Source organism: Metabacillus sp. KH_069 (assembly GCF_057838075.1).
This window is the reverse complement of the sequence record NZ_CM174460.1, coordinates 2,597,338-2,609,515: the sequence shown is the minus strand read 5'-3', so window position 1 is coordinate 2,609,515 and position 12,178 is coordinate 2,597,338. Positions and strand designations below refer to the sequence as shown.

Annotated in this window: 13 protein-coding genes and 2 pseudogenes; all 15 read left to right on the top strand. The window is 37.0% G+C overall.

The annotated features are described in order from the left end of the window. Positions 1 to 308 precede the first annotated feature (308 nt). A pseudogene (locus tag AC3ISE_RS12920) lies at positions 309 to 395 on the top strand (recombinase family protein); the annotation flags it as partial. Between the two features lie 269 nt (positions 396 to 664). Further along, a pseudogene (locus AC3ISE_RS12915) lies at positions 665 to 2,113 on the top strand (SIR2 family protein). Between the two features lie 61 nt (positions 2,114 to 2,174). After that, positions 2,175 to 3,044 carry an HNH endonuclease gene (locus AC3ISE_RS12910; RefSeq protein WP_489221299.1) on the top strand — a complete coding sequence of 290 codons (870 nt, stop codon included), beginning with the start codon at positions 2,175 to 2,177 and terminating at the stop codon, positions 3,042 to 3,044. A 140-nt stretch (positions 3,045 to 3,184) separates the two neighbouring features. Then, positions 3,185 to 4,219 carry a hypothetical protein gene (locus AC3ISE_RS12905; RefSeq protein ID WP_489221298.1) on the top strand — a complete coding sequence of 345 codons (1,035 nt, stop codon included), beginning with the start codon at positions 3,185 to 3,187 and terminating at the stop codon, positions 4,217 to 4,219. A gap of 677 nt (positions 4,220 to 4,896) precedes the next feature. Next, the gene (locus tag AC3ISE_RS12900; protein ID WP_489221297.1) at positions 4,897 to 5,211 is read left to right on the top strand and encodes a hypothetical protein; all 315 of its coding nucleotides are present in this window, start codon (positions 4,897 to 4,899) and stop codon (positions 5,209 to 5,211) included. Between the two features lie 170 nt (positions 5,212 to 5,381). Beyond that, complete coding sequence (locus AC3ISE_RS12895) at positions 5,382 to 6,092, top strand: metallophosphoesterase family protein (protein ID WP_489221296.1); 711 nt, start codon at positions 5,382 to 5,384, stop codon at positions 6,090 to 6,092. Positions 6,093 to 6,277: 185 nt separating this feature from the next. Further along, positions 6,278 to 6,709, top strand: a complete 432-nt coding sequence (locus tag AC3ISE_RS12890) for a MarR family winged helix-turn-helix transcriptional regulator (protein WP_489221295.1) — start codon at positions 6,278 to 6,280, stop codon at positions 6,707 to 6,709. A gap of 45 nt (positions 6,710 to 6,754) precedes the next feature. Beyond that, positions 6,755 to 7,390 (top strand): nitroreductase family protein, encoded by a 636-nt coding sequence (locus AC3ISE_RS12885; protein WP_489221294.1) that lies wholly within the window; start codon positions 6,755 to 6,757, stop codon positions 7,388 to 7,390. Positions 7,391 to 7,425: 35 nt separating this feature from the next. Next, on the top strand, positions 7,426 to 7,722 hold the full coding sequence (locus AC3ISE_RS12880) for a putative quinol monooxygenase (RefSeq protein WP_489221293.1): 297 nt from the start codon (positions 7,426 to 7,428) through the stop codon (positions 7,720 to 7,722). A 355-nt stretch (positions 7,723 to 8,077) separates the two neighbouring features. Continuing rightward, the gene (locus AC3ISE_RS12875) at positions 8,078 to 8,830 is read left to right on the top strand and encodes an ankyrin repeat domain-containing protein (protein ID WP_489221292.1); all 753 of its coding nucleotides are present in this window, start codon (positions 8,078 to 8,080) and stop codon (positions 8,828 to 8,830) included. Between the two features lie 182 nt (positions 8,831 to 9,012). Next, positions 9,013 to 9,327 carry an ArsR/SmtB family transcription factor gene (locus tag AC3ISE_RS12870; RefSeq protein ID WP_309194017.1) on the top strand — a complete coding sequence of 105 codons (315 nt, stop codon included), beginning with the start codon at positions 9,013 to 9,015 and terminating at the stop codon, positions 9,325 to 9,327. A gap of 81 nt (positions 9,328 to 9,408) precedes the next feature. Then, positions 9,409 to 9,840: a DMT family transporter gene (locus tag AC3ISE_RS12865; RefSeq protein ID WP_489221291.1), complete on the top strand. Its 432-nt coding sequence runs from the start codon at positions 9,409 to 9,411 to the stop codon at positions 9,838 to 9,840. A 12-nt stretch (positions 9,841 to 9,852) separates the two neighbouring features. After that, positions 9,853 to 10,323, top strand: coding sequence for a DMT family transporter (locus tag AC3ISE_RS12860; RefSeq protein WP_489221290.1), 471 nt, complete (start codon positions 9,853 to 9,855; stop codon positions 10,321 to 10,323). A 129-nt stretch (positions 10,324 to 10,452) separates the two neighbouring features. Further along, positions 10,453 to 11,232 (top strand): sugar phosphate isomerase/epimerase family protein, encoded by a 780-nt coding sequence (locus tag AC3ISE_RS12855; protein WP_489221289.1) that lies wholly within the window; start codon positions 10,453 to 10,455, stop codon positions 11,230 to 11,232. Then, positions 11,220 to 12,167: a sugar kinase gene (locus tag AC3ISE_RS12850; protein ID WP_489221288.1), complete on the top strand. Its 948-nt coding sequence runs from the start codon at positions 11,220 to 11,222 to the stop codon at positions 12,165 to 12,167. Before AC3ISE_RS12855 ends, AC3ISE_RS12850 begins: the two co-directional genes overlap by 13 nt. The last annotated feature ends 11 nt before the right edge of the window (positions 12,168 to 12,178 follow it).

Genomic DNA, 12,178 nt, shown 5'->3' with positions numbered 1-12,178 from the left:
GCTGAGTCTTCAAAATGTAGCATCAAAAGTCAACGAATACTTTTGGGTTGTAGTTTACACCCCGTTCAAAAAAAACACTTTTCTGAACGGTTTATTTTTAAAGTTTTCATTTGGTATTTTAGTTCATTTACGTATAAAAACACTTTTCGAACGTTCGTCGCTTTTCTAACACTATTGCGAACGAATTTGAGAGAATTATAGGAATAAAAGATAAAATAAGTCAAAAAACAGACGTTATGAAAATTAGTTACATATAACTCTGCAAAGATCGATCATGAAGGTCGTGGGCTGCAGGTAATGATGGATTGAATGAACGTGAGATCTTTTTAGATAAGCAAAGTGGAAAGAATTTTAATCGAGAACAATATAAGTTACTAAAAAGAATGATTCATAAAATCTTTGATTGTTATAACGTTCTTCCACGTCCATCATAATAATTCAATTGCTTATGATTCTCCACCTATCTACTATTTCCAACCTCTGTACAATGGGTGATTCATATTAATCTCCAGTACATACGTCCTACTTTTATATTGGAAAAAGATAAGCTTTGAGACAACATGCTCATAAATAAGGAATGTTTATATTATCTTATTTGAGGAAAACAGGGGGGAAATGTAATACAATGTAAATATAAGGTTAAATATCGGCGGGGGTTTGTTAAATGACAGTTGCTACGTCAAATTATGATACATATTTAAATAGTTCCTTGGATTATTTAAAGCAATACATAACTGATATGAAAAGTCGACCTATACTTTTTGTAGGCTCTGGTTTTTCTCGTAGATATATCGGCTCACCAAGTTGGTTAGGATTGTTAGAACAATTAATAGATGAAAATCCAGAAATCGAAATGCCGATTGAATATTTTGTACAAGAACATGATGAAGATAATGCCAATATCGCTACTGAACTTGTTCAATATTATCGTAACTATGCTTGGAATAACCGTTCTAATGAAGAACTTTTCCCGTCTGATTTATTTTCATCAACATCAAAGAGTATCTTCCTAAAATATAAAATAGCCACTATTTTAAACAACTTAATAGACAAATTTGATCTCGATTTTAATGAATGGCGAGCAGAAGTAGATTTGATAAGGAAATTGAATCCGCAAGCGATTATTACTACCAACTACGATACACTGTTAGAAAAATTGTTTCCAAAGTATGAAGCGGTTATAGGTCAACAAGTCATCCGTGCAAAAAGATCAACACAAATTGGCCATATCTTAAAAATTCACGGTTCTGTTGATGATTAAAATGGGATTATCATCGAGAAGAAGGATTATGAAGATTTCTTTAAAAAACAAATCTATTTAATCTCAAAATTATTTACGTACTTTATGGAACATCCAATAATTTTTATTGGGTACAGTTTATCCGATGAGAATATAAAGTCGATTTTATATAATGTTAAACAAATAATTGATGCTGATTCGGAGCCGATGATTGATAATATGTGGTTTATTGATTGGAGCCCAAACGAAATGAATCCAGACTCAACTCCTCAAAGGGAAAAATCTATCTCGGTAGGAAATGGAGAATCAGTTAGAATTAATTATATAAAGCTTCATACTTACAATAAATTGTATGAAGCTTTATATCAAGATTCTGTGGATATTGAAGTTTTGAAGAAGCTAGAAGAAACTGTTTATAACGTAGTCAAAAGTGATACTATAACAAATTTAGAAGTGGATATGGCTAGTTTAAGATACCTTACGGATAGAGAAAATTTCTTAAATTCTTTTATCACTGCCCAAGGAAGTGAAGATGAATTAGAAGGAACAAGGTCGCTTTTAACGTTTGCTAATATATCTGACCCTAACCAACTGGCATCAAAGTTTAGTATAACTGCATCCAAACTTTCAGAAAGGGTGTTCGATATACATAAATACAACTGGTATCATGCTTATGCATTAATTAAAGAAGTCGAATCTCAAGTAGAGATAAATTTAAGAGAATCAAACAATGACTATCATGTTCGTTTACAAGGTGGTGCCACAAGGTTTTCTCTTGATATGGTCAATTTACTAAAGAAGGTTAAGAATAGAGAGCCCTACACAATTATCATTGATGGTCAGGAAATATCTTATCCACCGGATAACAGTTAGAAGGAAGGTTAATAATATATCTTTATCCTTCTTTAGTTTGATTTACGATAGGGGGGACTAAGTGAAAATTAAAATGAATCTTTCAGAAATACTTTTATACCTGGATTTAATGAAGAGAGCAAGAAGAAGACCTGAAATTAATGAATTAATTATGATGTTATATTTCCTTAACGATTACAACGAGGTTCAAGTATTTCAAACTAAATTAGAAGAGCATAATATTAATCCGCCCTTCGTTTTCTACAATGGCTCTTTAATTTATTTTATTGAGGATTATCAGAATTGTGTTGAATTGAAAGATAGGATGTTAAAAACCCAAAGAAAGCGACGAAGACAATATGCGGTATTATTCAGACATCAAATTATGTTATCAAAATCAGAGGAAGAAGCATTAAGTATATATCAAGAAGCCAAAGAATATGGCATTGAAATCGGTGAAGTTTGGATAACCAGGTATGATTCTATGTGGATAATAAAGGAAGATCAAAAAAGATGGAAAGAATCTCAATCAGGAAAGTTTAATCTTTTTAATAAAATCTATAATGATTTTAATACTCTGAAAGAACAGTATTTTGAAAGTCTGACATTGCACCAGCTAAAGCAAACAATTAATAAAAACAGTAATCATGTTAAAAAGATGAACCAAAAGACTGTTTACGATAGAAGTGTTTTTATTAAGGAGTATGCAAGAAAAGTAGCAAAGGGTATATGCCAACTATGTGAAAAGGAAGCTCCGTTCTTAGACAAAAATAACAAGCCATTTTTAGAAGTACACCACGTCCATTACTTGTCTAAAGGAGGTGCAGATTCTCTAGAAAACGTTGTTGCACTTTGTCCAAATTGCCACCGAAAGGTACATCAGTTGGAATTAGTATCTGACTTACTATTTTTAACAGAAAAAGCGATACTAAATATGGAGAAATATTCATGACATTATCATTATAGAAAACTTATAGGGTATTGAAAGACTATTTACATAATGAACATTTTTCAGGGTGAAGAGCAGTGAGCGCTGTTCTTTTTATGTACTATTAGTGCATTATTATCCCTATTGATCAAAGGAGACGAAGCATGAAGGATAGTTCTTTTTTATTGGATGAAGAGTCTTATCTTGTGAAATATAAGCCAGCATTTAATGACCATTACAAATTTAAACATGCTGTACAATTCTTAATCACATTACAGTACCATCTACCTTTCCCTGATAATTCAATAGTGTCATATCAGGAAGAGAGTTATGTTTTATCCTATAACTTTTTGGAAGTTGAAAAAGAAAAAAAATACACAGCAGGCGCAAATGACGAAGGTCATGTGATTGAGTATTATGAAACAAGAGTGGAAATGACATACTTTACAAATAGCATCTATTATTTCTTTACTGAGGATGAACTATCAGACATATTCAACGATTTGTTAAAAGGTCTAAATGACTTTATTACAGCGTACTTGGTGAAAAGTAAGGACCTTGATATGCAAAAAATCTCAAAAGAAATGCTAGAACCTTTTTGTTTATATAAAACCATAAAATTAGATAACGATGTGTTTAAGCATGAAAACGAAGGGATGCTTATACTCCACCTTAATGTAGCATATAAAAAAGAAATCGTTTCATTGGAAAAACAAAGAGAAATCGTTAACTATATGCATGTTATAAAGAAAAATCAAAATCCTTTTGTTCTTTCAGAAGATCTTATGTTAAGTGCTAGAAAAAACTTCAAACAGGGTTTTTATAAAGAAACCGTACTTGATGCACAAACAAGTATTGAAACATTTCTAAGAACACTATTTAGTGAATGTTTAAAGATTGAAGGAAATACTGAAGAGCTGGTAAGTTCTATTCAAGAAGCAACCAATTATATTACTATGGTAAAAAGAGAGTTTTCTAAGAGAATTGGTGGATCATGGGATATAACAAATGAGAGACAAGAAGTTGGGAAGTGGTATAAAAATTGCTACGAATTGAGAAATAAAATTATCCATGCAGGATATAGTCCCTCATTTCCAGATGTTGACAACGCGCTGGCAGCTGCTATAAATTTACGAGAGTATGTATACAATCGAATAAAAAAATCTAGCAAATTCAAGTCGATTTTAGAGTTCCTTTGATAAGAGCTTTCAATTATTTGGATTACTCACGGGGTTGGCTCTATTGTGTTCATACAAAAAAAGAATTCTTAGATTTTCATAACAATAAAAAAACAAAGCCTTTTACGTTAAAAGTAGTGATATAAAGATAAGATTAAATGAACTATAAATATACACAATATGTTGAAAAACATTATTGTAAGTCAATAATGGAACAACCTAGGGAATTCCGATATCCAGAAGGAGTTCTCTTTTTTATATTAGCTAAATTCTATCAGAAGATGAATAAGAAAGAGAATTATGAATTCGTCTCAAAAACGGTCATTTTTGTTACAATCAGATACATTCAAATTTCAGTTCTATAATCTAGTAAATCGTGTAACAAAAATATGTAACTATATAAAATGTAACGTTCTGAAATTTGGAACGTTTTTGATGCACTAAAAATAAAAAGGAGACATCATAATTTGATATATGGGTAAGGCTTCAGTACACAGTAGCTAAGAGGTGATCTCAAATTTAACCCATTTATCGAAATAAACAAAGTTCTCATTGAAATTACCGTAAAGATTTCAAACATGGTGCTTAATCAAAGCAAAAAACAACACCTTGAGCATCGATGAAATATTTGATTTTTCTGAAACTTAATTACTCTCCAGCCGTATATTTATGTAAGGATAGGATTGGAGGAGTGTAATATGCTTAGATATACACTTTTTGTGTTCATAACGTTAACCGTTGAAGTCGCATTCATTTGGGGAATTTCCTTTTTCATTCAAACCGATTTATTAACGGCCATGTTTTTTGGCTCAGCATTCTTTATCTTTTTTGCTTTTTTAACAGGATCTACTGGGGATTTGCTTTCAAGAAACTCAGAGTATGCAGCGTATATTGCCACGGGAGGAAGGTATGAACCCAAGTATGATAAAGTCACGTTCAGAATCAGTCCATTCTTAATTGGCTCGATACTGTGTATGGTTGTTTATTTTGGGCTGTCTTACTTTATGACTTGATTTATAAAATGACTTGTTTTATTTTGCGTTTTCTTCATTATAGAAGGAACGCTTTTTTTGATAGAAGGAAATGACCTTCTTGTTGAAGAAAAAGAAGGAATTAGACAGCAACAAGTGGAAAGACATCATGAATAAAGTTTTACAAGGAGTCGATTCGCATTAAAAGAATTTTGGCAATCAGTGATCTTCACGGATGTTTCGATGAATTAATGAAATTAATAGAATTGATTAAATACAATCCCGAAAGCGACCAGTTAATTCTGCTGGGTGATTACTTAGATAGAGGGCCAAACAGCAGGGAAACGTTGTCTAAAGTCATGAGTCTTGCTGATGAAGGGGCTATTGCCCTTCGAGGAAATCATGATCAAATGTTTCTTGACTGGATCCAGATAGATAATGATCGAAATGATCTGCATTTTTTCAGAAATGGGGGTTATGCAACCATTTCAAGCTATGCAGGTCCTGGATGGTTTAAAGAAAGGGGCTATGAGGATCAGTTAGTGAAAAAAGCGAAACAGCACATTCAGAACCACTATCAAGCCCATTTAGATTTTCTGGACAAACTTCCATACTATTATGAAACAGAAGATTATCTTTTTGTACATGCAGGCATCAATCCAACTCTTAGAGATTGGAAAAGCACTGAAGACACGGATTTTATGTGGATCAGAGATCACTTCCTAAAGAATGATCATCATCATGCTCATACAATAGTCCATGGGCATACGCCTGCTTCACTTCTGCACCCTTCCAACGATATTTATTTTGGAAAAAAGAAGATAGCCATCGATGGTTCATGTGCATATGGGGGTCAGTTAAATTGTTTGGAGATAATGGGGAATTCTGTGAAGCAATATAGTGTTAAGAGCTGCAAGAGTTGAAGATTACATAAAAGCAGGTACATCAAGTGGCGTTTCTTATTTTAAGGGACGCTTTTTTCTGTAGGGAAAGCCATCATGACTTTCCATTTTAATCAATTTGTTTGACTTTAAAAAGCAATTCTATTATATTAGTTGATAGGTCAATGATTGACCCGTCAATTAATCAAAATAGGAGGAGGATGCGTTTGTCCAACTCGTGCAATCTGGATGAAAAAATAGTCTATCGATTATATGAGATAAATAAGCTGACGATGCCCAAGTTTGAGCGGTGTACAGGAATCAGCCAATCAAGGCTTGAGCTTTTGCATGAGCTTTATGAAGCAGATGAAATCAGCCAGACTGCCCTGCAAAAGAAAGTGAACATTGATAATGCGGCAGTAACGAGACATTTAAAGCAGCTTGAGGAAAAAGGAATGGTTGTGCGCAGGAAAAATCCTGCTGATAACCGCGTTACTTTTGTGAAGCTGACAGAAGAAGGCCGAATGAAAATCATTGCTTATAAAGAAGAAAAGCAGCGATTCATTTCAAATGTATTAAAGGACTTTTCAGAAGAGGACCGTTTTTCACTGTTAAATATGCTTAGCCGTATTCAAGATAATGTAGAAAAGATTCAATAGCAGAAAACCAAATCATCATGACATCACATAAAAGGAGAATGAACAATGAATAAAACATTAGTAAACGATTTTAAGGAAATTGTAACCGGACGCCGTTCGATTCGCAATTATGATCCAAGTGTAAAAATCAGCAAAGAGGAAATGAGCGAAATTTTAACGGAAGCTGCACTTGCACCATCATCTGTTAACTTGCAGCCATGGCGATTTGTTGTGATTGACTCAAAAGAAGGTAAAGAAACGCTTGCTCCTCTTGCCAGATTCAATCAACGACAAGTTGAGACTTCTTCAGCTGTCATCGCTGTGTTTGCAGATATGCAAAGTGATTTATACCTTGATGAAATTTATAATAAAGCAGTGGAAGAAGGGCATATGCCTGCGGAAGTAAGAGATCAGCAAGTGCCTGCAATAAAAGGCTTCTTTGAAGCGATGACATTTGAACAAACAAAAGAAATGAATCTGATTGATGCAGGTCTAGTATCGATGCAGCTCATGCTGGTGGCCCGTGCTCATGGCTATGACACGAATCCAATCGGCGGCTTTGAAAAAGATCAAATTGCGGAAGCCTTTGACTTGGACAAAAACCGTTATTATCCTGTTATGCTTCTCTCAATCGGAAAAGCTGCTGATGCGGGATACCAATCAGTGCGCCTGCCGATTGATGCTATTGCAGAGTGGAAGTAAGTTCTAAAATTAATGATTGAAATGGGGAAAATAGAATGATTATTATTCATGCTGGATTAAAAGTAAATGCCGAAAAGGAAACTGATTTTTTAAACGAAATCCGCATTCTAGTTGCAGCCTCAAGAGCTGAAAGCGGAAATATCTCATATGATTTAATGAAAGATACCGAGCAGGATGGTGCTTATACAATGATAGAGGTTTGGGAAAGTGCTGAAGCAGTTGCCGCACACAACTCAAGTGAGCACTTTACTACATTTGTAGGCAAAGCACCGCAATTCCTAGCGGCTCCGCTTCAAGCGAAAGTGTATGATGGTAAACCGGTGGAGAGATAAGCGTTTATTGAAAAATCCCCATTCGAAGCAACTTTCGAATGGGGATTTCTTTATGGATTTAAAATTTATCTTTTAATCGCCACCCAGTTTAATAAAGTCGCAATGGTCAGAATGATGATGCATGGCACACCATTTTAACAGTTAAATGGCGTGATTTTTTTGTTTCTTAGATAGATATAATCAGAATATTGAATATTTATGTTAAGATAGGATTGTCTAAATGATAAGATGGATGAGTTTAGGAAGAGATAATAGATTTTGTTCTAAGTTATAAGCGGCGATTACTGGACAGGGTAATCGATCAGTTTTGGTCAGAATTGGTTACATAAAATATAAATTTTGAGGAGAGATTGGTGTGGACATTATTTTCGAAGATGAGGCGCTGGCCGTCGAAGCGGTCAAGGCAATCCATACTGGCGATGTCCGATTGCTAAAGCTGCTGCTTGCTGATAGTCCAGGTCTGGTCAGGGCGAGAATAGTCGGAAGAGACTATGATGAAAGTTCTATCCGCTTGGGAATGTCGCGGACACTGCTGCATGTTGTGACCGACTGGCCAGGTCACTTCCCAAGAGGTGCAGACACAGTGAGGCTGTTGATCGATGCCGGCGCTGAGGTGAACGTCCGATTTACCGGCCCGCACACCGAGACGCCGCTTCATTGGGCTGCGAGCTGTGATGACATTGAAGTGCTTGACGCTCTTCTTGATGCAGGCGCAGACATTGAGGCTTCCGGAGCTGTCATCGCAGGCGGCACTCCGCTGGACGATGCGGTGGCATTCGCGCAGTGGCATGCAGCGCGGCGGCTTGTCGAGCGCGGGGCACAAACCAAGCTCTGGCACGCTTCTGCACTCGGACTGATGGATCGCGTAAAAGAACGGTACGAAGGCAGTAAATTACCCACTCGAGATGAAACCACAGAAGCATTCTGGCTAGCGTGTCACGGTGGACAGCTAATGGCAGCTGAGTACCTCTTGGAGCAGGGTGCCGATATCAATTGGATTGGTTATGATGACCTAACACCCCTCGATGCTGCACGTCGCAGCAGCGCCGATGAACTGGTCCAGTGGCTTGGTAGTCGGGGCGCAAAGTCTGCCAGTGAACTAATGTAATTCATTCAGACATTGTTTAAAATATAACTGGTAATACGATCGGACGCTTTTCCAGAACTAGGAAAGCGTCTTTTTAATGAAGGAAAGGATTGAGGTAAATTTACGGTTGTGCACCTTCAAGCAAAGCCCTTTTGGTGTATTAAGTTTGACATATCGGTATAAATCGATATATACTTTCAGGCATGGATCATTTAAATATATTTAAAGCACTTTCCAACGAAACACGTCTGAATATCCTGAAATGGCTGAAAGAACCTGAGCAAAATTTTCCGAAGCAGCAAGCACACCTTCCAAAGGAGGTCAGTATTAAAGGCGGTGTGTGTGTAGGGGACATCCAGGAAAAAGTGAATTTATCTCAGTCAACTGTTTCCCACTATCTTTCTATGATGCAAAAAGCAGGTTTGCTTGAAGCAGTGCGTTATGGACAGTGGACTTATTATAGACGAAATGAAGAGACGATCAGGCAAATAGCGGAATTTCTTGAAAAAGAAATTTAAAAAGGTGCTATTTGTTAAGAGGTCTTGTGTGTTTTTATATATCGATTTTTCTAGATATTTAAATTTAACGAGGTGATGGGCTTGAAAAAAGTTTTGGTATACTTAGCAGCTTTTGCAGCAGGAATCTCTTTAAGCATTGAAGCTGCCATTGGAGGCGCCCTTGGAGAAAATATAGGAGAGCTGGAAAGCACGTATTATATTTTCATTATCGGAACAATGGCGACATTCCTGCTTACTCTCTTTTTTGGAAAAGGAGATTTAACTCAAACGTTTAAAGTGCCTAAATGGAATTTGCTTGGCGGTGCACTTGGAGTTGTTTATCTGGCTCTGCTTGTCATCAGTGTCACGCTGATAGGAGTTGGAGTTTCGGTGACAGCTGTTATCATTGGACAGATTATTATGAGTATCATCATTGAGCATTTTGGTCTGCTCGGAACAGCAAAGAAAAAAGTCAACCGCAATACGATCGCGGCCATCGTGCTATTGACCGCATCATTATTCTTGGTCGTTTAGGAGGCAAAAGAAATGACATTACTATTAGTGATTCTGCCAATTCTTGCTGGAATCGGATTAAGTATTCAATCCGCTATCAACGGAACGTTTGGAAAAAAAGCGGGTACAATTGAAAGTGCATTTTTAACTTTTTTTACAGGAGCGATATTCTTAACCATCGTGGTGAACTTCTTTGGAAAAGGGAATATTCTTGCTGTTGCTGAGGTGCCTAAGTGGCAGCTGCTGTGTGCCATTTTTGGCGTCATTTATCTTTCTTTAATGGTCCTTGCTGTTCCGAAAATAGGTGTAACAGCAGCTGTTGTGTCTGTTATTATCGGACAGCTTGCAGCAAGCATGGCCATTGACCATTTCGGATTGTTTGAGAGCCAGGTCATCGCTTTTGATTTGAAAAGATTTGCAGGTATTGTGTTAATGGCTGCAGCTCTGTATTTTGTCTTTAAGGGAAACAAGGGAACAGCTGAAAATGAAAAACTGGTAAACTAGAAAAAAGAATGGACTGCTTCGGCAGTTCATTTTTTTTTTGATAAAAGGGTTGTAAAACGCTTTCACACGCATTATAATTCAAATAAACCGATTTACTAAACCGATTTAGTAAAAGAAAGGAGCATTTTTTTGAATCGTGTAATCATTCCGCTTAATGCTTTTGATAGAAAAGAAGTTTTAGAGAATGGGCAGCTTTCGTATATCAGCATGATTAAAGAATCAGGAGCTTACGGCGCAGAAATCAGAAGAGAGTTGTTTTCTGAACAAGAATTACCCTTAAAGCAGATGAGGGAAGAGATGGCAGGTTCCTTGTTTACCGTCTATTCAGCGCCTGTTGAACTGTGGAAAATGAACGGAACTCTTAATAAAGATGAAATTCTGAAAATTAATGAAGAAGCCCTTTTGCTTGGTGCGAGCTGGGTGAAGGTATCGCTCGGGCATTACATAAAAGGTGTATCAGACTTAGAAAAACTGAATCAAGTACTGAATCAATTTGATTCGATCGACCTGCTGATCGAAAATGATCAAACTGTGCATGGCGGAAATGCGGAAATTCTTCGTTCTTTTTTTGAAAGCGCTTCTATTGCGGGAGTTCCAGTTAAAATGACATTCGATACAGGAAATTGGCTCTATACGAATGAAAGCCCGATTGAAGCGTTTGGAATGCTGAAAGAATATGTTGCATATCTGCATCTAAAGAATGTGGTGTCATCGGGCAATGGGTTTATTACAACTGAACTATCAAATAGTGAAACAACTGATTGGAGAATGATAGCAAAGCAGCTGCCGGTAAATCTCCCAAGAGCCCTGGAATTTCCAATTGATCCTGTCAGCCGTTTGAAAGAATTTATAGGAATGGTTCATCCCACTAAAACAAATAGGAAAGGTGAGGCTGTATGCAAAAGTTAGATGTAGTTACGTTCGGGGAAGCAATGACCCTGTTCATGGCAGAAAATCCAGGACCGTTAGATGAGGTCAGGCACTTTACGAGGGAGCTTGCAGGTGCTGAAACCAATGTTGCGATCGGGCTCGCAAGACTCGGACTGAAATCAGGCTGGGCAAGCAAGGTTGGAGCAGACGCTTTTGGAACTTTTATTATGAAAAGGCTTGCAGAAGATAACGTGAATGTAGATCATGTTTTTAAAGATGACCGCTATCCAACGGGATTTCAGCTCAAAGAAAAAGCATTGAAGGGAGATCCTGCGGTTCAGTATTTCCGCAAAGGCTCTGCCGCAAGCTTTATGAGTGCTGATGATTTTCAAAAGGACTATTTCAGCGGAGCCGGGCACCTTCACATGACTGGTATTCCACTTGCTATTTCAAGTCATACTCGTTCGTTTGCCGAAAAAGCCTTGACTCATATGAAAGATTTGGGGCGCACAGTCAGTTTTGATCCTAATCTGAGACCGACATTGTGGAATACCCAGCAGGAAATGATTGAGGTAGTGAATGAGTTTGCGTTTAAAGCGGACTATGTCCTTCCAGGCATTACAGAAGGGGAACTTCTTACCGGATACAGCAGCCCGGGTGATATAGCATCCTTTTATTTAGAAAAAGGAGTCAGCCTTGTTGTCATTAAGCTTGGCGAACAAGGTGCATTTTATAAAAATCATGCAGAAGAAGGAACCGTAAAGCCATTCGAAGTTAAAAAAGTGGTTGACACAGTCGGAGCGGGTGATGGATTTGCGGTTGGACTGATCAGCGGCCTGCTTGAGAATCTGCCGCTTAATGAAGCTGTATTAAGAGGAAACGCCATTGGTTCTTTGGCCGTTCAATCACCTGGTGACAATGATGGATATCCAGATCGCAAGACATTAATCGATTATATGAATTTACCTATTTAAGGAGGATTTAC

What these genes read in the sequence shown, in the direction of transcription:
- AC3ISE_RS12905 (WP_489221298.1), top strand. Translation starts at nt 3,185, where the DNA reads ATGAAGGATAGTTCTTTTTTATTGGATGAAGAGTCTTATCTTGTGAAA.
- AC3ISE_RS12900 (WP_489221297.1), top strand. Translation starts at nt 4,897, where the DNA reads ATGCTTAGATATACACTTTTTGTGTTCATAACGTTAACCGTTGAAGTC.
- AC3ISE_RS12885 (WP_489221294.1), top strand. Translation starts at nt 6,755, where the DNA reads ATGAATAAAACATTAGTAAACGATTTTAAGGAAATTGTAACCGGACGC.
- AC3ISE_RS12880 (WP_489221293.1), top strand. Translation starts at nt 7,426, where the DNA reads ATGATTATTATTCATGCTGGATTAAAAGTAAATGCCGAAAAGGAAACT.
- AC3ISE_RS12870 (WP_309194017.1), top strand. Translation starts at nt 9,013, where the DNA reads ATGGATCATTTAAATATATTTAAAGCACTTTCCAACGAAACACGTCTG.
- AC3ISE_RS12860 (WP_489221290.1), top strand. Translation starts at nt 9,853, where the DNA reads ATGACATTACTATTAGTGATTCTGCCAATTCTTGCTGGAATCGGATTA.
- AC3ISE_RS12850 (WP_489221288.1), top strand. Translation starts at nt 11,220, where the DNA reads ATGCAAAAGTTAGATGTAGTTACGTTCGGGGAAGCAATGACCCTGTTC.